General features: G+C 69.5%; 17 protein-coding genes. 16 read left to right on the forward strand and 1 reads right to left on the reverse strand.

Translation table 11 applies throughout. The annotated features are described in order from the left end of the window. Positions 1-159 precede the first annotated feature (159 nt). The 13 genes from VFW66_03450 (at position 160) to VFW66_03510 (ending at position 14,021) form a co-directional block, all read left to right on the forward strand. Entirely contained in the window at positions 160-1,362 is a 1,203-nt protein-coding gene (locus tag VFW66_03450; GenBank protein HEX5385739.1) for a cation:proton antiporter, read from the forward strand. Positions 1,363-1,423: 61 nt separating this feature from the next. Continuing rightward, positions 1,424-2,524: a hypothetical protein gene (locus VFW66_03455; GenBank protein ID HEX5385740.1), complete on the forward strand. Its 1,101-nt coding sequence runs from the start codon at positions 1,424-1,426 to the stop codon at positions 2,522-2,524. Positions 2,525-2,651: 127 nt separating this feature from the next. Further along, the gene (locus VFW66_03460; GenBank protein ID HEX5385741.1) at positions 2,652-4,451 is read left to right on the forward strand and encodes a PQQ-binding-like beta-propeller repeat protein; all 1,800 of its coding nucleotides are present in this window, start codon (positions 2,652-2,654) and stop codon (positions 4,449-4,451) included. Continuing rightward, a complete protein-coding gene (locus tag VFW66_03465; GenBank protein HEX5385742.1) occupies positions 4,451-5,089 on the forward strand; it encodes a c-type cytochrome in 639 nt (212 codons plus the stop codon). Before VFW66_03460 ends, VFW66_03465 begins: the two co-directional genes overlap by 1 nt. Positions 5,090-5,131: 42 nt before the next feature. Beyond that, a complete protein-coding gene (locus VFW66_03470) occupies positions 5,132-7,006 on the forward strand; it encodes a methanol/ethanol family PQQ-dependent dehydrogenase (protein HEX5385743.1) in 1,875 nt (624 codons plus the stop codon). A gap of 7 nt (positions 7,007-7,013) precedes the next feature. Next, positions 7,014-7,994: a quinoprotein dehydrogenase-associated putative ABC transporter substrate-binding protein gene (locus VFW66_03475; GenBank protein HEX5385744.1), complete on the forward strand. Its 981-nt coding sequence runs from the start codon at positions 7,014-7,016 to the stop codon at positions 7,992-7,994. Then, the gene (locus VFW66_03480) at positions 7,985-8,557 is read left to right on the forward strand and encodes a c-type cytochrome (protein ID HEX5385745.1); all 573 of its coding nucleotides are present in this window, start codon (positions 7,985-7,987) and stop codon (positions 8,555-8,557) included. The genes VFW66_03475 and VFW66_03480 overlap by 10 nt, the downstream gene beginning before the upstream one ends. Further along, positions 8,554-9,570, forward strand: coding sequence for a cytochrome c oxidase subunit II (gene coxB / locus VFW66_03485; GenBank protein ID HEX5385746.1), 1,017 nt, complete (start codon positions 8,554-8,556; stop codon positions 9,568-9,570). Before VFW66_03480 ends, coxB begins: the two co-directional genes overlap by 4 nt. Before the next feature lie 10 nt (positions 9,571-9,580). After that, positions 9,581-11,518, forward strand: coding sequence for a cytochrome c oxidase subunit I (ctaD, locus tag VFW66_03490; protein ID HEX5385747.1), 1,938 nt, complete (start codon positions 9,581-9,583; stop codon positions 11,516-11,518). Beyond that, positions 11,515-12,111: a cytochrome c oxidase subunit 3 gene (locus tag VFW66_03495; GenBank protein HEX5385748.1), complete on the forward strand. Its 597-nt coding sequence runs from the start codon at positions 11,515-11,517 to the stop codon at positions 12,109-12,111. The genes ctaD (VFW66_03490) and VFW66_03495 overlap by 4 nt, the downstream gene beginning before the upstream one ends. A gap of 9 nt (positions 12,112-12,120) precedes the next feature. After that, a complete protein-coding gene (locus VFW66_03500) occupies positions 12,121-12,534 on the forward strand; it encodes a hypothetical protein (protein ID HEX5385749.1) in 414 nt (137 codons plus the stop codon). 20 nt (positions 12,535-12,554) lie between these two features. Next, a complete protein-coding gene (locus VFW66_03505) occupies positions 12,555-13,034 on the forward strand; it encodes a c-type cytochrome (GenBank protein HEX5385750.1) in 480 nt (159 codons plus the stop codon). 330 nt (positions 13,035-13,364) lie between these two features. Then, positions 13,365-14,021, forward strand: coding sequence for a hypothetical protein (locus VFW66_03510; protein ID HEX5385751.1), 657 nt, complete (start codon positions 13,365-13,367; stop codon positions 14,019-14,021). A 117-nt stretch (positions 14,022-14,138) separates the two neighbouring features. Here the strand turns inward: VFW66_03510 and cax are convergent, their stop codons facing one another. Further along, entirely contained in the window at positions 14,139-15,215 is a 1,077-nt protein-coding gene (gene cax, locus VFW66_03515) for a calcium/proton exchanger (GenBank protein ID HEX5385752.1), read from the reverse strand. A 178-nt stretch (positions 15,216-15,393) separates the two neighbouring features. Here cax and VFW66_03520 point away from each other — a divergent pair, with 178 nt between their 5' ends. From VFW66_03520 to VFW66_03530, 3 genes are read left to right on the forward strand one after another with little or no spacing between them, the layout of a single operon-like run. Next, positions 15,394-16,398, forward strand: a complete 1,005-nt coding sequence (locus VFW66_03520) for a c-type cytochrome (GenBank protein ID HEX5385753.1) — start codon at positions 15,394-15,396, stop codon at positions 16,396-16,398. Next, the gene (ctaD, locus tag VFW66_03525; protein ID HEX5385754.1) at positions 16,398-18,347 is read left to right on the forward strand and encodes a cytochrome c oxidase subunit I; all 1,950 of its coding nucleotides are present in this window, start codon (positions 16,398-16,400) and stop codon (positions 18,345-18,347) included. Before VFW66_03520 ends, ctaD (VFW66_03525) begins: the two co-directional genes overlap by 1 nt. Next, entirely contained in the window at positions 18,344-18,961 is a 618-nt protein-coding gene (locus tag VFW66_03530; protein ID HEX5385755.1) for a cytochrome c oxidase subunit 3, read from the forward strand. The genes ctaD (VFW66_03525) and VFW66_03530 overlap by 4 nt, the downstream gene beginning before the upstream one ends. Position 18,962: the final 1 nt, after the last annotated feature.

The following is an 18,962-nucleotide window of genomic DNA, read 5'->3' on the forward strand; positions in this document are numbered from 1 at the left end:
CAATGGGGCGGGGGCGGAGCCGACTGTGTGCTTGTCGGCGGAGCCCCCGCCCCATTGCTGCGCCGCGACCCCACAGCGATCTCTTCAGGCCGCCCGTCCGCCCGTCCGCTTGCGCCCCCCATCACCGCAGCACAGCCTCGGCCGCCCCCACTCTGCACGATGCTCGTGCTGCTCGTCTTCACCCTCGCGCTGCTCGGCGCCGTGCTGCTCTCGAGCCGGGCATCGCGCACCGCCCTTTCGACGGCGCTCGTCATGCTCGTCGTCGGCTACCTCGTAGGGCCCGGCGGACTCGGGCTGGTGGCGCTCGATCCGCGGCTTCCGATCGTAGCCCAGGTGGCCGAGCTGGCGCTCTTCAGCACGCTGCTCTCGGAGGGCCTCGGGGTCGACATCAAGGAGCTCCGGTCGGACTGGCACCCGGCCGGCCGCGCTCTCTTCGTGGGGCTCCCGCTCACCATGCTCTTTGCCGCGCTCATCGCGCACGGCCTGCTCGGCATCTCGTGGCGCACCGCCTGGCTGCTCGGCGCCGTGCTCGCACCCACCGATCCGGTGTTCGCGGCGGGGCTGGTGCGGCGGAAGGGCGTGTCGCCGGCGCTCAGGCGGCTGCTCAACGTAGAGAGCGGGTTCAATGACGGGCTAGCGCTTCCGGTGGTGCTCGCGCTGCTCCCGCACCCGGGTGAGGGGCCGGATGCGGCCGGCCTCCTTCTCCCGCTTGGCGGCGGCATCGCGCTCGGCGTGGTGCTGCCCTGGGTGATGCACCGGGTGGAGCAGTTCAAGCTCTTCGGGATCGAGCCGGAATACCGGGCCACGGCGGGATTCGGCTTCGGGCTCCTGGTGTACGTGGTCGCCCGGCTCACCCGGGCCAATTCGTTTCTCGCGGCGTTTTCCGCCGGCATCACCGCGCGCACGGTCCGGCCCGAGCTGTCGGATGCGTTCCGCGGCTACATCGAGGGCACGGCCGACCTGCTCAAGTTCGCCGGCATCTTCGTGTTCGGCGCGCTGCTTTCGCCGTCGTGGCTCTTCGGCGTATCGGTGTGGGCGTACGTTTTCGCGGTGCTCATGCTCGTCGCGGTGCGTCCGGTGGCCATCGCGATCGCGCTCATCGGCAGTGAGCTCGATGCGCGCGAGCGCGCGGTGGCCGCGTGGTTCGGACCCAAGGGGTTCTCCTCCGTGCTCTACGCGACGCTCGTGGTCGCGGCGGCGCCCGCGGGCGGCCTCAGGTTCTTCGAGCTGGCGGCGCTGGTCGTGACGCTTTCGATCGTGGCGCACTCGTCCACCGACGTGCTGGCGGCTCGATGGCTCGGGCGGGCCGAATCCGCGGGTGACGCCGCTCACCGCATGCCGGCGGCGGCCGGACGTAGCTGACGATGCAGAATTGATAGCGTCGACCGGCGTGGACGTCAGCATGAAGCAATGGAGGAGTGAGATGATGAAGGGGAGAACGGTGACGGCGCGGTGTGCGCTCGCGGCGGGATTGGCACTTGTCGTGGCGGCCTGCTCCGGTCCGGCGGGAGATCGGGGTGCGCGCGAAACCGGCGCGGGTGCCGCGCCCGGTGATTCGGCGGCGACGCACCCGCAGACGATCGCGGACATCGGGCTCGCGAGCCCGGAGACGGTGCTCTACGACGCGGTGGAGGATGTGTATCTCGTCTCCAACATCAACGGCGACGCGAGTGCGGCGGACGGCAATGGTTTCATCAGCAAGCTGGCGCCCGATGGTCACGTGCTCACGCTCAAGTGGATCGAGGGCGGGAAGAACGGCGCCACGTTGAATGGGCCCAAGGGGATGATCTATCTCGGCGACACGCTTTTCGTGGCGGACGTCGACGCGGTGCGGCTCTTCAACCTCAGGAGCGGCGCGCCGATGGGCGAGCGGCCGATGCCCGGGCGGGTCGGCCTCAACGATCTCGCGATCGGCTCCGATGGCCGCGTGTACGTCACCGACCTCGGCCCCGACTCGGCAACGGCGGCGCCCGCCCCCAAGCGAGGCAAGGCGCGCCGGGGCGAGGCCCGGACCGAGCAACCGGGTGGCGCGGTGCTCCGGCTCGAAGCCAAGGGCGGAACGCCGATCGCTGAAGGGCCGAACCTTGAGCGCCCGGACGGCATCGTGGGCGGCTCGGGCAAACTCTTCGTGGCGCCGTTCGGCGGGAGCGACATCTATCAGCTCCCACTGCCGCCCGTCCGGCGCGGGGCCGACTCGACCCGGTCGCCGGCCGCCGCCGACTCCGCGCCCGCAGGCGCGGACACGACGGCGGGCGGCCCAACGCGCGTGGCACAGGTCCCCACCGGCACGCTGGACGGCCTGCTGCGGCTCGCCGACGGCGCCATGCTCGTCACGAGCTGGCAGGGATCGGCGGTGTACCGGATCGCGGAGGGCGGCAAGGTCGACACGCTCGCTACCGGCATCGACTCGCCGGCGCAGATGGGGCTCGACACCAGGCGCGGCCGGCTGCTCGTTCCGTCGCTCCGGAAGAACGCAATCGTAGTGCTGCCGCTGCCCGAATCGGAGCGACGCGGAATCACCTGACGCGGAGCCGGCGCGCGGCGGCGGTAATTCGGGGCTGTGACGTTCGTCACCGCTCCACCGGCCGGTCCGATGCTACTCAGGGTGCTGGTACTCATGGCAACCCATGCATCGCCGCATCGGTGGACCCGTGATCGCTCGCGTTCGCGCAGTCGGTGTGGTTTCCCTCGTCACGACGCTCGTGATTGCCGCGGGCTGCGGGCGTCGCGACGCCAATCGAGACGTCGACGTTGCCGTTGCCGGAAGCGACTCGGGTGCTGCCGGCGACACCGGGAACGCGGCAAAGGCGTCGGCGGCCGGCGATAAGACCGCCGCGGGCGCCGATGCCGCGCTCCGCGCCGCGATGGGCAAGCCCGAGAGCTGGCCCTCCTACGGCCGCGACTACACCAACCAGCGCTACTCACCGCTCGGCCAGATCACCGCCGCCAACGTCGGCGGCCTCACGCTCGCGTGGCGTTATCACACCGGCATCCCGCACGCGTTCGAGGCGAGCCCCGTCGTGATGGACGGCGTCATGTACGTCTCGACGCCGCTCAACCACGTGGTGGCCCTCGACGCGCGCACCGGCGAGAAGCGCTGGGAGTTTGCCGACACGCTCTCCACCACGATCCACTGCTGCGGCGCCGTGAACCGCGGGGTGGCGGTGTACGGCGGGCGGGTGTACATGGGCACGCTCGACGGCCGCCTCGTGGCGCTCGACGCGCGGACGGGTCGAAAGCAGTGGGACGTGGTGGTGGGCGAGAACGACCGCGGCTACGCCGTGGACGGCGCGCCGGTCGCCGCCGACGGCAAGGTGATCGTGGGCGTGAGCGGCGCCGAGTACGGCATCCGCGGCTTCGTGACGGCGTACGACGCCGCGACCGGCCGGCAGGTCTGGCGCTTCTACACGATTCCGAGCCCGGCCGAAGGCGGCTGGTGGGGCAAGTGGGCCGAGACCGACGCGTTCGGCACCAACCTGAACCGCGACATCGCGCGGGAGAAGGCCGACAGCGCGCGCTATGCCGACGCCTGGAAGACGGGCGGCGGCTCGGTGTGGCAGGCGCCGGCGGTCGATCGCGACCTGGGGCTCGTGATCTTTTCCGTGGGCAACGCCTCGCCCGACCTCGACTACACCGTGCGCCCCGGCGACAACCTGTACACCTGCTCCATCGTGGCGGTCGATCTCAAGACCGGCAAGCTCAAGTGGTATTTCCAGGAGCTGCCGCACGATGCCTGGGACCTCGACGCGATCAGTCCCGTGGTGCTCATGGACGTGACCGACGCGAGCGGGGCGACGGTGAAGGCCGTAGCGCAAGCCGGGAAGACCGGCTGGGTCTACGTCGTCGACCGCGCCACCGGCAAGCCGATCCGCCGGAGCGATGCGTTCGTGCCGCAGCAGAACATATTCGCGCGCCCCACACCCATGGGTGTCCGCATGCTCCCCGGCGCCAACGGCGGCTCCGAGTGGTCCGCGCCCGCCTACAGCCCCGAGACCGGCTACCTGTATGTGCTCGGCCTGCACCAGCCGATGTACTACAAGCTGGAGCACGAGCCGCTGCTGCCGCCCGCGTTCTGGCTGGGCGGCGCGTTCTTCGCCACCGGCGAGCCGCAGTACGGGCTCTTCACTGCGGTGGACCTCAACACCGGCAAGATCGCGTGGCAGAGTCGCGTGGCCGATCCGATGATCGGCGGCGCGCTCGCCACCGCGGGCGGCGTCGTGTTCACCGGCACCAAGGACCAGCAGGTGCTGGCGTACGACGCGCGCACCGGGCGGCAGCTCTGGAGCTACAAGGCGGACGCCGGCGTCAACGCGCCGCCCATCACCTACGCGGTGAACGGCGTGCAGTACGTCGCCGTGGCCGCGGGCGGCAACTACCAGATCAACGCGCCTCGGGGCGACGAAGTGCTCGTCTTCCGGCTCGACAGCGCGCAGGCGGCGCGAGGCACGTGATGCGGCGTCTCTCTGGCGCGCTCGCCTTCATCACGCTCGCGCTCACGTTCGCCGCGCTCGGATTCGCGACGCCGCTTGCCGCGCAGAACTCCCGCGGGTTAACTGCGCCGCCGTCCTCGGCGCCGACCGCCGACTCGACTGGCTTTGGCGATACGACCGCGGCCGTCGTCGGCCAGAAGGGCCACACCATCGAGGCCGGCCAGGCCACCACGCTGCCGCAGCTGCCCGCCGGCGTCACCCTCGACCTCGTGCGCGAGGGCGACTCGGTCTTCCACGGCGCGGGCCACTGCTTCGCCTGCCACGGCGCCAACGCGCAGGGCTTGCCCGACGCCGGGTCGGCGCTCACCGCCGGGCTCAACTTCGTGCCGATCCAGCCGCGGGCCATCGATTCGCTGGTGAGCGTCGGCATTCCCGAAGCGCTCACCCGCTCGGGCATCCGGATGCCGCCGCGCGGCGGCAAGTCGGATCTCTCCGACGACCAGATCAGGGCGGTGGCCGCCTACGTATGGGCGATCAGCACGGTGAACGGCGAGCCCTGGCCCGGTGGCCACGCGTCGCACGACAACATGATTCCGCCCGGCTCGACGGCGGGCACCTCCACGGCGCGTCCCGCCGTCGCGGCGATGCGAAAGCCGTAGCGCACCCATGTCCAGGACCCGCTCGTGACCAAGGAACCCAGGATGACCCCAACTCGCGCTGCCATGGGAACCGCGCTCGCGGTGTTGATCGCGGCTGCGGGCGCTTGCTCGGGCAGCGGCACCGAAACCGGCAGGGCCGGCGTTCCGCGCACCGAGACTGCCGCCGCGGCGGCGTCGGCCAACGGCAGCGAGGGACCCGCCGCCGTGAATCAGCCCGGCGCGCCGAACGCCGGCGAGTGGACGCTGCCCGGCCGCGACTTTGCCGGCACCCGCTACACGCCGCTCGCGCAGATCACGCCCGCCAACGTGAAGAACCTCAAGGTGGCGTGGACCTTTTCGACGGGACTCGCGCGCGGCTTCGAGGGCCAGCCGCTCATCGTCGACAACACGATGTACATCGTGACGCCGTGGCCCAACAAGGTGTTCGCCATCGACCTCACCGATCCCTCGGGTCCGCTCAAGTGGTCGTACAATCCGCCCACCGCGACGGCGGCGCAGGGCGAAGCCTGCTGCGACGTAGTCAATCGCGGCGCGTCGTACGCGGATGGAAAGATCGTCTTCAACCGGCTCGACAACACGACCGTCGCCCTCGACGCGAAGACCGGGAAGACGGCGTGGCAGACCAAGCTCGGTGACATCGCCCTGGGCGAGACGATGACGATGGCGCCGCTCGTGGTGAACGGCCGAGTCTTCGTGGGCAACAGCGGCGCCGAGCTGGGCGTGCATGGCTGGATCACGGCGCTCGATCTCAAGGACGGCCACATCCTCTGGCGCGCCTACAGCACGGGGCCGGACAGTCTGGTGAAGATCGGCCCCGACTTCAAGCCGTTCTATGCCGATCTCCGGGGGAAGGACCTCGGCACCAAGACCTGGGCCGGCGATGACTGGAAGCTGGGCGGCGGGACCGTCTGGGGGTGGGTGAGCTACGATCCCGAGACCGACCTCATCTTCTATGGCACCGCGAATCCGGGCGTATGGAATCCCGACCTTCGCCCGGGGGACAATCTCTGGACCGCGGCCGTCTTTGCCCGCGATCCCGCGACGGGCGAGGCACGCTGGGCCTACCAGTACACCCCGCATGACTCGTGGGATTACGACGGAATCAACGAGAGCATCCCCGTCGACCTGACGATCGACGGCAAGCCCCGCAAGGCGCTGGTGCACTTCGACCGCAACGGCTTCGGCTCGACGCTCGACCGCACCACCGGCGAGGTGCTGGTCGCGCAGCCATTCAAGTACATCAACTGGTCGACCGGCGTCGACCTCAAGACCGGACGACCGCAGCGGGTGGCCTCGAAGGAAACCCACCAGGGCATCAACACCCAGGCGATCTGTCCTTCGTCCACCGGCGCGCGCGACCAGCAGCCGGCCGCCTTCTCGCCGCGCACGCACCTGTTCTACACGCCGAGCACGAATCTCTGCATGGACTACGAGGGCACCGAGGTGAGCTACATCGCGGGCACGCCATATCTGGGCGCCGAGGTGCAGATGTACGCCGGCCCCGGGGGCAAGGACGCCCGGGGCGAGTTCCTGGCCTGGGATCCGGTCGCGGGCAAGAAGGTCTGGGGCATCACCGAGCGCTTCCCCGTCTGGAGCGGGCCGGTGGTGACGGGCTCGGACCTCGTCTTCTACGGCACCATGGACGGCTGGTTCAAGGCCGTCGACGCGAAGAGCGGTACGGAGCTGTGGAAGTTCAAAACCGGCTCGGGCATCGTGGGCAATGCGGTCACGTTCATGGGCCCGGACGGCAAGCAATACGTGGCGATCTACTCGGGTGTCGGCGGCTGGTACGGGGCGGTGGCGCTCGGGCTTTCGCCCAGCGATCCGACGGCCGCGCTCGGTGCCGTCGGGGCGGGGCAGGACCTGCCGCAGTACACTGCGCCGGGCGGCACCGTCTACGTCTTTGCGTTGCCCTGAGCCGGGCATGGGCATGCGCGCGTTTGCCGTTCCGCTCGTGGTGCTGGCGCTCGCCGGCGCGGAGCCGTCGCAGCATCAGCCCGCGCCGGGTGCCGCGGCTCGTGTCGTGCCGCCCGCGGGTCCGCGCGTGCTCCGCGTGTGCGCCGATCCCGACAACATGCCGTTCTCCAACCGGCGGCTCGAGGGGTTCGAGAACCGGATCGTGGCGCTCGTCGCGCGCGACATGGGCGCGAGCGTCGCGTACACCTGGTGGCCCGAGCAGCGCGGCTTTCTCCGGCACACGCTCAACGCGCATGCTTGCGATGTCGTCCCTGGCATCTCGGCCGGCGACTCGCGCCTGCTCACCACCGCGCCGTACTTCCGCTCGACCTACGTGTTCGTGTACCGGGCGGACCGCGGCTATCACATCAATTCCTTCGACAACCCGGCCCTCCGGCGGCTCCGGATCGGCGTCCACGTGATCGGCGACGACTACAACAGCCTCCCGCCCGGCGTGGCGCTCGCGCGGCGCGGGCTCGCGTCGCAGGTGGTGGGCTTCAGCATGTACGGCAACTCCACGAAAGATGCCGCGGCGGACCCCGGCGATGCCGCATCCGCCGACCCCGAGCGGAGCGCACCGTCGGTGCTCATTCGTGCGGTCGCGCGCGGCGACATCGACGTGGCGGTGGCGTGGGGCCCGCTCGCGGGTTACTACGCCGCGCGCGATGGCGCGCGGAGCGGGCACCGCCTGCGCGTGGTGCCGGTGCAAGGTGCCGATGCGGGGCCGGCCGGCCGGTTCGTGTACGCCATTGCGATGGGCGCCCGCCGCGGCGACTCGACGCTCGTGGCGCAGGTCGACCGCGCGCTCGCGCACCGGCGGGGCGAGATCCATCGAATCCTGAGGCGCTACCACGTGCCGCTCGTCGGCGATTCCGCGCGGGTCGCCGCCGCGGGGCCGTGTGCACACGGGGCGGAAGTGGCGAAGACTGCGGAGGCGGTATGCGAGTAGATGCCCGGAAGCCCCTCGCGTGGGGTGCGATGGCGGCACTGGCCCTGGCCGGCGCGGCGTGCAACAACTCGCCGAAGCCGAACCGGCAGATGACCGGCCCGCCGCCGAGCGGCGCGGCGGAAACGGGATTGATGGACGCGAAGGTGGCGGCCGACTCATCGGGCTCCGACGTCTACCGCATGCACCTCGTAGCGGGCGGAGTGCAGCCCGGCATCCATCCGCACGTGATTTACGGCGAGCGCCACAACCCCTACGGCCAGGACAAGACCGTGCTGACGGAAGGGCGCCGTCTCTTCACCATGTACAACTGTTCCGGTTGCCACGGCGGCCACGCCGGCGGCGGCATGGGGCCGAGCCTGCGCGACAGTCTCTGGAGCTACGGCAACACCGACACCCAGCTCTTCGCCACGATCACCGAGGGGCGGCCCGCGGGCATGCCGGCATGGGGTCCCAAGATTCCGGAAGACCAGATCTGGAAGCTCATCTCCTACATCCGTTCGCTCGAGACCTCGCGGGAGCCCGACAAGGTTCCACTCGTGCCGCACGAGGTGAAGATCCAATGACCCGTGCCGCCGGACGGAGCGCCGCCATCGGCACCGCTGCGTTCGCGGTCACCGGGTGCGCCGCCGCACCGTCGGTCTTCGACACCCACGGCACCATTGCCAATCGGGTCGCGCCCCTCGGCTGGTACCTCATCATCATGTCGCTCGTCGTGATGGGGGTGATCATCGTGCTGGTGCTGATGGCGCTCTTCCGCGGCCGTCCTCCGCGCGACACCGAGACCATCGAGCTCGCCGAGCCGCGCAGCGGCCTCGGCTGGATTCTGTGGGGCGGCATCATCATCCCCGCCATCGTGCTGGCGTTCAGCTTCGTGTTCTCGCTGGTGACGCTCTCCGCCACGGCTCGGCCGCCGGTCCGCCCCGGCCTCACGGTCGCCATCACCGGGCATCGTTGGTGGTGGGAAGTGAAGTACCTCGATCCCGATGGGAAGCCCGTCATCATCACCGCGAACGAGATCCACGTGCCGGTCGGGCGGCCGGTGCGGGTCGAGCTCACCTCGGACAACGTGATCCACAGCTTCTGGGTGCCGGAGCTCGCCGGCAAGACCGACGTGATTCCGGGCCAGCAAAACGTCGCCTGGCTCGAGGCCACGACGCCCGGGCGCTTCCACGGCCAGTGCGCGGAGTACTGCGGCCTCCAGCACGCCCACATGCAGCTCGTGGTGGAAGCGGACCCGCCGGCCGAGTTCGATCACTGGATGGCCGGGCAGCGCCAGCCCGCGGCGGAGCCCACCACCTCCCTGGATTCGCTCGGGCAGCGCACGTTCGTCGGCCAGGCGTGCTCGCTCTGCCACACGATCCAGGGCACGGCGGCCCACGGCCGGGTGGGCCCCGACCTCACTCACCTGGCGAGCCGCCAGACGATTGCCGCCGGCACGCTGCCCAACACCCGCGGCAACCTGGCGGGCTGGATCTCCAACACGCAGACGATCAAGCCCGGCAACCTCATGCCCACGATGTACCTGCACCCGGCCGAGCTGCAGTCGATCGTGGCCTACCTCGAAACCCTGAAGTAGCGGAGCGTCCGTGGCCACCCTCGCTCCTCCCGCCCCCGCGGTCGACGATCGGCTCACCAGGATCTGGGAGACGCCCCGGGGCATCGGCGGCATGCTGTCGACGGTCGATCACAAGACGATCGGCAAGCGCTACCTGGTGACGTCGTTCGTCTTCCTGGTGCTGGGCGGCGTCGAGGCGGCGGTGATGCGGGCGCAGCTCATCCACTCGAACCTGCGGCTCGTCTCGCCCGAGGTGTACAACCAGCTCTACTCGATGCACGGCGTGACGATGATGTTCCTCTATGCCTCGCCGGTGCTCTCGGGCTTCAGCAATTACCTCTGGCCGCTCCTGATCGGCTCGCGCGACATGGCGGTCCCCCGGCTCAACGCGCTGAGCTACTGGATCTTTCTCGCGTCGGGGATCTTCCTTTACTCGAGTTTCCTCGTGGGCCAGGCGCCGAACGACGGCTGGTTCGCGTACGCGCCGTTCTCGCTCCGGCCGTACGACCCCGGGCTCAACATGGACTACTACGCGCTCGGGCTCGTCTTTCTCGCCGTCTCGACGACGGTGGGGGCGATCAACTTCATCGTCACCTTCTTCAAATTGCGGGCGCCCGGCATGTCGGTGAATCGGGTGCCGATCATCATGTGGGGGACGCTCACCGCTTCGGTCGCGATCATCTTCTCGCTCTCGTCGCTCACCGTCGCGTGCATCTACCTCTTCTTCGAGCGCCGCTTCGGGATGCACTTCTACGACCCCGCGGCCGGCGGGCAGCCGCTCCTCTGGCAGCACCTCTTCTGGATTCTGGCGCACCCATGGGTCTACGTGGTCGTGCTGCCGGCGATGGGCATCGTCTCCGACGTGATCCCTACGTTCGCCCGCCGGCCGCTCGTGGGCTACACCTTCGTGGCGCTCGCCACCGTGGCCACCGGCATCCTGGGCTTCGGCGTCTGGGTGCACCACATGTTCGCGACCGGGCTGTCCGAGATGTCGCTCAGCTTCTTCGGCGCGGCGAGCATGGTGATCGCGATCCCGAGCGCGGTGGCGGTCTTCGCCTGGATCGCCACGATATGGACCGGGCGGCCGGTGTTCACCACCGCGTTCCTCTTCATGGCGGGGTTCATCATCCTGTTCGTGATCGGCGGCGTATCGGGGGTCGTGACGGCGGCGGTACCGTTCGACTGGCAGGTGACCGACACCTACTTCGTGGTGGGCCACATCCACTACGTGCTGATCGGGATCAACGTGTTCCCGGTGGTCGGTGGCCTCTACTACTGGCTGCCCAAAATGACCGGGCGGATGCTGAGCGAGCGGCTCGGGAAGTGGAACTTCTGGGTGATGTTCGTCGGCTTCAACCTCGGCTTCTTCCCGATGCATATCTCGGGGCTGCTGGGGATGCCGCGGCGCATCTACACCTATCCCTCGGGGCTCGGCTGGGACACCGCGAACCTGATTACGAGCATCGGCGCGTACCTCTTCGCGGTCGGCGTGCTGCTCTTCGTGATCAATTTCTTCTGGAGCCTCCGGCGCGGCCGCGTGGCGGGTCCGGATCCATGGCGCGGTCCGTCGCTCGAGTGGTCCACGTCTTCACCACCGCCGCCCTACAACTTTGCGGTGATCCCCACCGTGCGGAGCGCGTACCCGATGTGGGAGCGGCCCGAGCAGCGGGAAGAGGCGGGGAAGGAGCCGAGTCAGCTCGATCGTGGCCCGGTGCTCGATCAGGGCCGGGAGACGGTGGGCACCAGCTCGCTCGACGGTGAGCCGCTCGCCGTCCTCCAGATGCCGAGCGATTCGTACTGGCCGTTCCTGCTGGCGTTCTCGCTGCTGGTGCTGTTCTTCGGATTGCTCGCTCCGGTGTGGGCGCTCGTCGTGATCGGCGGCGTAGGGCTCCTCGTCTGCGTGATCGGCTGGCTCTGGCCCACCCGCGAGGAGCGCGAGCTCGCGATGCGCGAGGAGGCGGCCGCATGACCACCGCCGCCATCGCCACCGAGCTGCCCCGCGACGGCCGGGGCAGACACGCGCTCGGCTGGTGGGGAATGGTCTTCCTCGTCGTGAACGAGGCGACCTTCTTCGCGTACCTCCTGTTCAGCTACTTCTACGTGGCCTCGGCTGCCCGCGGCACCTGGCCGCCGAGCGGCTCGCCCGAGCTCAAGATCGCGCTCCCCAACACGATCATCCTGCTCATCAGCAGCGGCACGATGGTCTGGGCGGAGCGCGGCATCACCCGCGGCGATCAGGAGCGGCTCCGCATCGGGCTCCTGATCACGTTCCTGCTCGGCGCGCTCTTCATCGTGCTGCAGGGCATCGAGTACGGCAACAAGATGTTCACGCCGCAGTCGGACGTGTACGGCTCGCTCTTCTTCACCATCACCGGTTTTCATGGCGCCCATGTCGTCGCGGGGCTCCTGATGAACCTTTTCGTCCAGGTGCGCGCCTGGGCGGGGCACTTCACGGCCCGGCGCCATCTCGCCGTCTCGAACGTGGCCCTCTACTGGCACTTCGTCGACGTGGTCTGGCTCTTCGTGTTCGCCTCGCTCTACATCGCGCCCCGGCTGGCATAGGGGGCCCGCATGACCCACGCGGACACGACGGCGCGGCAGCCGATCAGCGACTGGATGCTCTGGATCACGCTCATGGGCGTGCCGCTGCTCTGGTCCATCCAGGCGCTGGTCGACACCGCGATCATCGGCCATGCCTGCTTCCCGCGCTCGATGCCGTTGTCGCAACCGGCGCCCGGTGCCTGGACGGCCGCGCTCATCATCACCCTGATCCTTCTGGCGCTTGCCATCGTGATCACGGTGTATGCGGTGCGCAACTGGCGGAGGATCGGCGCGGAGCAGGCCCACCGCGGCAGTACAGTGCAGGCGCAGCAGGAGGGCCGCGTGCCGTTCATGGCGTTCTCCGGGGTGCTCTTCAGCGTGCTGTTCCTGTACGGGATTGTGATGAACGGGCTGTCGCTCTTTCTGGTATCGGCGTGCGGATGAGGCGGAGGGAGACCAACGGCATGAACACGAGGGACGATGGAGCGATGCGCCGTGGGCGCCGAGAGCGTTCGGGCGGCAGGGTGCGGGCGGTCACGCGGGGCGCGGCCTACTCCGCGTTCGTGGCCGGCGCGCTCGGCCTGGCCGGCATGCTGGCCGGGCTCACCGGGTGCGGCAACGGCAACGCGGATGCCGTGGAATCCGGCCGTGCCGCCGTTCCCGGCGGTGATGCCGACCGCGGGAAGCAGGAGATCGTGGCGTACGGCTGCGGCACCTGTCACATGATCCCGGGCGTGGACAACGCCAATGGGCTGGTCGGGCCGCCGCTCCTCAAATTCGGCCGGCGCACGTACATCGCGGGCGAGGTGCCCAACACGACGGACTTCCTCATCCGATGGCTCGAGGTGCCACAGGCCATCGAGCCGGGCACCGACATGCCCAATCTGGGCATCACCGAGCAGCAGGCGAGGGACATCGCTGCCTACCTCTATACGCTGCGGTAGCGCACCGCCTGGCGGTGACCCGCTTCACTGTGCCCCCCTGCCGCGGTGCGCTATCGTGCGGGTTGGCACCTGACGAAGCGCGGAGATGGCTGTGGTGATCGCAGGGCGGGTAACAGTACGACCCAGGCTGAGATGGCGTGCGCGGCGGAGCGGCCGGCGGCGCCGACGAGTCCCGGAAGCGAGCAGTGCCGCGGGCCCCAGACCGGCCCGTGTCCGCCTGGCCCCGGCAACGTTCCCCCATGCAGATGCCGCCCCACCCCCGCCGCCGCGGCGCTCCGCGTCGTGCGACTTCGTCCAGGCGCCGTCATTCGATCACAACAGGAGGAATCCATGACACACAACATCGGCATGTCTTACCCGGCGACCGGCCCTGACGCGGCCGTCAGGAGCATCGAAGGCGGATCCACCACCGAGGGGATCTGCGGCGCGGGTGCGGTCATCCTCGCCATCCTTGCGCTGCTCGGGGTCCTGCCGCTCACGCTCGTCTCCATCGCGACCATCGCGGTCGGGGTGGCAATGGTGGTCGGCGGCGGCGCGGTGCTGGCCAAGTACAACCGCCTGGTGGCGCTCCGGCCGTCGGAGCAGCACGAAATCAGCGGAGGCCTGGGGCTCGAGGTGCTCGGCGGCATCGCGGGCATCGTCCTCGGCATCCTGGCGTTGCTCGGCATCGGGAATCTGATGCTCCTCAGCATTGCCGCTATCGTGCTCGGAGCCGCGCTCCTGCTGTCCAGCGGGTCGCTCGCGCAGCTCGACAACGCCCTGCGGGTGCGCTCGCTGGAGCCCGGGTCCTCGGCCACCCATGGCGCGGTGGTCACCGCCAGCGGCGCGGAAGTGCTCGTGGGCCTCGGCGCGATCGTGCTCGGCATTCTCGGGCTCGCAGGGATCAACCCCTTCCTGCTCGCGACCATCGCAATGCTGGCGCTCGGCGCGGCCACGCTCTTCAGCGGGACATCGTTCGCCAGCCGCATCGGGACGCTCTTCGGCTGATATGTGCGAACGCTGACTGAGGCAGGCTGACGCCGGGGGCTTTCATGCCCCCTCGCCGGCCCCGGCCGCGCGGGGACGCCCACACGCCCCCGCGCGGGTCCACCGGACGGAGGGAATTCAGCGGACGAAGAAGAACGCGGTGCCGAGAAGGGCGTACACCGCGAGCAGGAGTACGCCCTCGAACCACGTGGTCTCGCCGTCCTGTGCGATGGCGTTCACGGTGAATGCGGCGCCGGCGATCGCGATGAGCTCGAGCGGATTCGCGAAGACGAGGTTCATTGCGTCCCCGAGAGCCCACGAGACGAGCACGAGCACCGGTGCCGTGAGCAGCGCGATCTGAATGCTCGACCCCACCGCGATCGACATCACCAGGTTCATCCGGTTCTGCCGGGCGAAGTAGATGGCGGCGAAGAATTCGGCCGCGTTACCGATGAGCGGCAGCACGATCACGCCGACGAAGAACGGCGTGAGCCCGAAGCGTTGCGCGGCGGACTCGAGCGCGCCTGAGACCAGCGCGGCCTCGAGCGCCACGGCGGCCGTGGCGGCGACCAGGATCCCGATGGCGGCCCATGCGGACCAGGCCGGCTTGCCCATCTCCTCGCCCCCGGCCGCAAAGACATCGCGCCGGCTCACCAGCGTGTACACGAGATTCGCGCCATAGGCCAGAATGAGCACCACCGCGACCCCGAGACTCAGGCGCTCGTCCAGCGCCCCCGCGTTCGGCACGCCGCGCAGGCTCCGCTCCGTGTAGTCGAAGAGCGCCGGCACGAGGAGCGCGATCACCGACAGGATAAAGAGGCTCGCGAGCAGGCCCGCGCGCTCCCGCTTGAACCTCTGGACATCCCGACCCCAGCTCCCGACCACGATGGCGAGCCCGAGCCCGAGCAGGCTGTTGCCGACGATCGATCCGGTGATCGTCGCCTTCACCACCGCGGGCTTGCCGCTGGCCAGGACGAAAAGCGCCAGGATCAGCTCGGCGGCGTTGCCGAAGGTGACGTTGAGCAGCCCCCCGGCGGCCGGCCCGAAGCTCGCCGCCAGCGCCTCGGTGCCGCGCCGGATCCAGTCGGCGAGCGGCACGATGGCGACAGCGGAAGCGACGAATACCCACGTGGGCGGCGCGCCAAAATGGCTCATGGCGAGCGAGAGCGGCACCAGCAGGAGCGCGCCGTAGCGGACCACGCGGCCGAGGCTCATCGGCCACAATAACCCGGGGAGGGCGCGGGGGCGGGTGACCTGCCGCACAGCAACCACGCGCCGTCGCCGCCCACTTTGGTGGCACGCACGGCACGTCGTGGCCGCCGGTGCGGCAGCTCGAGGCTACTCGCATGCGCGGTGAGGACACCGTGTTTCTTGATGGTCGGCTGCACGCCCGATGAGCGGATTCCCGCTGCTCCATCCCACCGGCATCCAGTCGGCGCGCATCGCCGCGCTCCTCATAGGCATCATGGCCGCGGGCGCCGCGGTGTATCTCATCACGCTGCTCGTGCTCGCGCTTGCGGTCCGGCACGGATGGCGGCGGGCGCGCGCCGAAGGCGGCGCCGAGCCGGGCAGCGCACCCGGCGAGCCGACGCCCTCCGTTGCGCCGGACGCCGAGCGACGGCTCGGGCGCGTGGTGCTGGGCGCGGCGCTCCTCACCGCGCTGGTCCTCTTCATCTACATCGGCGCGAGCGCGCGCACCGGCCGCGCGCTCAACCTGCTCGCCCAGGCGCCGCCCGGCGCGCCGGAGCCGGTCACGGTGTCGGTCACGGGGCACCGCTGGTGGTGGGAGTTCACCTACAAGAAGGCGAGGCCGCTCGAGCATCTGGTCACCGCGAACGAGCTGCATGTCCCGGTCGGGCGCACGGTTCACCTCGTCGGGACGTCGTACGACGTGATCCACAGCTTCTGGGCGCCCAACCTCCACGGCAAGCGCGATCTCATCCCCGGCTACAGCAGCGAAGCCTGGTTCCGCGCCGACACGCCCGGCGTCTGGACCGGCGAGTGCGCCGAGTTCTGCGGCTTGCAGCATGCGCACATGCGCTTCGTCGTGGTGGCGCAGTCCGATGCGGACTACGCGGCGTGGTATGCCGGCCAGCTCGCGCCGGCCGCTGAGCCCATCGAGACGTCGCGCGCGCACGGCGAGCAGGTCTTTCTCGCCCATAGCTGCTCGCTCTGCCACACGATCCGCGGCACGCCGGCCGGCGGGCGCCTCGGCCCCGACCTCACCCACGTCGGCAGCCGCGCGCAGATTGCCGCCGGCCTCCTGCCGAACACGCGCGGCAACCTGGCCGGCTGGATCCTCGATCCGCGCACGCTCAAGCCGGGCACGCCCATGCCGGCGACATCGCTCTCATCATCCGACCTCAATAGTCTGGTCGACTATCTGGAAGGGCTCTGATGACACCGGCCGAGCCGGCGCTCGCCGCCGCCTCCACCGCCGGAGCCCCGAGCGCGGCCGAGGATGCAAAGGTGCGCCAAACGCTCGAGCGGACCTGGCGCAACCCGCCCGGCCTCTGGGGCTGGATTACGTCGGTCGACCATAAGTCGATTGCGCTCCGCTACATCATCACGGCGCTCGCGTTCTTTCTCGCCGCCGGCATCCAGGCGGCGCTCATGCGCCTCCAACTCGCGCGCCCGGACGGGCACGTGCTGAGCCCCGACCGCTACAACCAGTTCTTCACGACCCACGGCTCGACGATGATGTTCCTCTTTGCCGTGCCGGTGATGGAGGCGATGGGGCTCTTTCTCGTGCCGCTCATGATCGGCACCCGCAACGTCGCCTTTCCGCGACTCAACGCGTACGGGTACTGGACCTATCTCATCGGCGGACTCTTCATCTACGTCTATCTCTTCGCCAACAACGGGCCCGACGCCGGCTGGTTCGCCTACGTGCCGCTTTCGGGCCCCGAGTTTTCGCCCAGCAAGCGGGTCGATGTGTGGGCGCAGATGATCACCTTCACCGAGATCGCCGCCATCGTGGGCGCGGTGGAGCTCATCGTCACCGCGTTCAAGCAGCGGGCGCCGGGGATGTCGCTCGACCGGGTGCCGCTCTTCGTCTGGGCCATGGTGATCACCGCGTTCATGGTGCTGTTCGCCATGCCGGTGGTCGCGTCGGCCAGCATGATGCTCGCGATGGATCGCCTCGTGCACACCCGGTTCTTCGACGTGACGATGGGCGGCGACGCGATCTTCTGGCAGCACCTCTACTGGTTCTTCGGGCATCCGGAGGTGTACATCACCTTTATCCCGGGCCTAGGCATCATCTCGTCGATCGTGGCGACGTTCAGCCGCCGGCCGGTCTTCGGCTACACCGCGGTGGTGCTCTCGATGATCTCCGTCGCTTTCCTGAGCTTCGGCCTCTGGGTGCACCACATGTTCGCGACGCCGCTGCCCCAGCTCGGCCAGACCTTTTTCACGGCGGCGAGCGCGATGATCGCCATCCCCACCGGCATCCAGCTCTTCTGCTGGATCGCGACCCTCTGGTCCGGCCGCCCGCGGCTCGAAGTACCGCTCCTGTATGTGCTCGGATTCTTCGTGATCTTCGTGCTGGGCGGCATGACGGGGCTCGTCCTGGCCTCCGTGCCGGCCGACCTGCAGGTCACCGACACCTACTTCGTGCCCGGCCACATCCACTACGTGATGCTCGGCGGGATGGTGTTCCCGCTGCTCGGCGGTTTCCATTACTGGTTCCCCAAGGCGACCGGCCGCCTGCTGCACGAAGGCTGGGCGCGGGTGCAGTTCTGGCTGCTCGTGATCGGCGTCAACGTGACGTTTTTCCCGTTCTTTCTGCTCGCGCTCAAGGGGATGCCGCGGCGCGTTTATACCTATCCCGCCGAGAGCGGCTGGGGCGGGTTGAGCCTCGTGGCGACGCTCGGTGCTGGGCTCATCGCGCTCAGCATCCTCGTCTTTCTGGGCAACGTCCTGTGGTCGCTCCGCCGCGGCCGGGTGGCGGCCGCCGATCCCTGGGGTGGCGAAACGCTGGAGTGGGCCACCGATTCGCCCGCGCCGCCCTATAACTTCGCGCGCCTGCCGGTGGTGCGTGGCCGTTCGGCGCTCTGGGACGCCGGCCCCGTGCACGAGGTGACGACGGGACTCTCCGACCACCGGCGCGAGGTGCTGCTCACCACCATGCTCGATGCGGTGCCCGACGTGCGGCACACCCAACCCTCGCCCACGGTGGCGCCGCTGCTGCTGGCGCTCGCTACCGGTGTGACGCTCGTACCCGGCATCTACACCGCGTGGGCATTCGTCTTCGGGCCGGCGCTCGCCTTCCTCGCCCTCCTCGTGTGGGCGTGGCCCCGCGGTGCGGGCAGGGCGCCGCCCGAAGTCGTCGAGGTGCCGCGGTGAGCGCGCCGTCCGCCATCCGCCCGGTGGTCGATCTCTCGGATCTCCCGAGTGTCGCATTCGGTTCGCGCGACGTGCTCTGGTGGGGCGTAATCGGGTTCATGATCGTGGAGGGAATGACACTCGCCTGCGCCGCCGCCGCATGGTTCTTCCTGCAGCGAGACGCCGCCGCGTGGCCGCCGCCCGGCACGCCGCTCCCCGGGCTCGTCATCCCGACCATCAACCTCGCCATATTGCTCGCCTCGCTCGTGCCCTACGGCATCCTCGACCGTGCGGCCAAGCGGCTCGACGCCCCGGCCACCACCCGCTGGCTCTGGATCTCGACCGCTTTCGGCGCCGCCACGGTGGTGCTCCGCTGGTTCGAGCTGCGTGCGGTGCACGTGAGCTGGGACGGCAGCGGCTATGGCTCGGCCGTGTGGGCCGTGCTCGTCGGACATTACACGCTGCTCATCGTCGACCTGCTCGAAACCGGCACCAGCGCGGTCATCTTTGCCGCCGGCGACTACGAGCCCAAGCACTTTCCCGATGCGAGCGACAACGTGTTCTATACCCGCTTCATGGTGCTCGTGTGGGTGCCGCTCTATGCGATGGTGTACCTCTTGCCCCGCTGGATCTGAC

This window comes from Gemmatimonadales bacterium (assembly GCA_036279355.1).
Lineage (GTDB): Bacteria > Gemmatimonadota > Gemmatimonadetes > Gemmatimonadales > GWC2-71-9 > DASQPE01.

Coding starts and splice junctions, on each gene's coding strand:
- coxB (HEX5385746.1), top strand. CDS start 8,554: ATGACCCGTGCCGCCGGACGGAGCGCCGCCATCGGCACCGCTGCGTTC.
- VFW66_03495 (HEX5385748.1), top strand. CDS start 11,515: ATGACCACCGCCGCCATCGCCACCGAGCTGCCCCGCGACGGCCGGGGC.
- VFW66_03470 (HEX5385743.1), top strand. CDS start 5,132: ATGACCCCAACTCGCGCTGCCATGGGAACCGCGCTCGCGGTGTTGATC.
- VFW66_03480 (HEX5385745.1), top strand. CDS start 7,985: ATGCGAGTAGATGCCCGGAAGCCCCTCGCGTGGGGTGCGATGGCGGCA.
- cax (HEX5385752.1), bottom strand. CDS start 15,215: ATGAGCCTCGGCCGCGTGGTCCGCTACGGCGCGCTCCTGCTGGTGCCG.
- VFW66_03510 (HEX5385751.1), top strand. CDS start 13,365: ATGACACACAACATCGGCATGTCTTACCCGGCGACCGGCCCTGACGCG.
- VFW66_03520 (HEX5385753.1), top strand. CDS start 15,394: ATGAGCGGATTCCCGCTGCTCCATCCCACCGGCATCCAGTCGGCGCGC.
- VFW66_03505 (HEX5385750.1), top strand. CDS start 12,555: ATGAACACGAGGGACGATGGAGCGATGCGCCGTGGGCGCCGAGAGCGT.
- ctaD (HEX5385754.1), top strand. CDS start 16,398: ATGACACCGGCCGAGCCGGCGCTCGCCGCCGCCTCCACCGCCGGAGCC.
- VFW66_03450 (HEX5385739.1), top strand. CDS start 160: ATGCTCGTGCTGCTCGTCTTCACCCTCGCGCTGCTCGGCGCCGTGCTG.
- VFW66_03455 (HEX5385740.1), top strand. CDS start 1,424: ATGATGAAGGGGAGAACGGTGACGGCGCGGTGTGCGCTCGCGGCGGGA.
- VFW66_03465 (HEX5385742.1), top strand. CDS start 4,451: ATGCGGCGTCTCTCTGGCGCGCTCGCCTTCATCACGCTCGCGCTCACG.
- VFW66_03475 (HEX5385744.1), top strand. CDS start 7,014: ATGGGCATGCGCGCGTTTGCCGTTCCGCTCGTGGTGCTGGCGCTCGCC.
- VFW66_03500 (HEX5385749.1), top strand. CDS start 12,121: ATGACCCACGCGGACACGACGGCGCGGCAGCCGATCAGCGACTGGATG.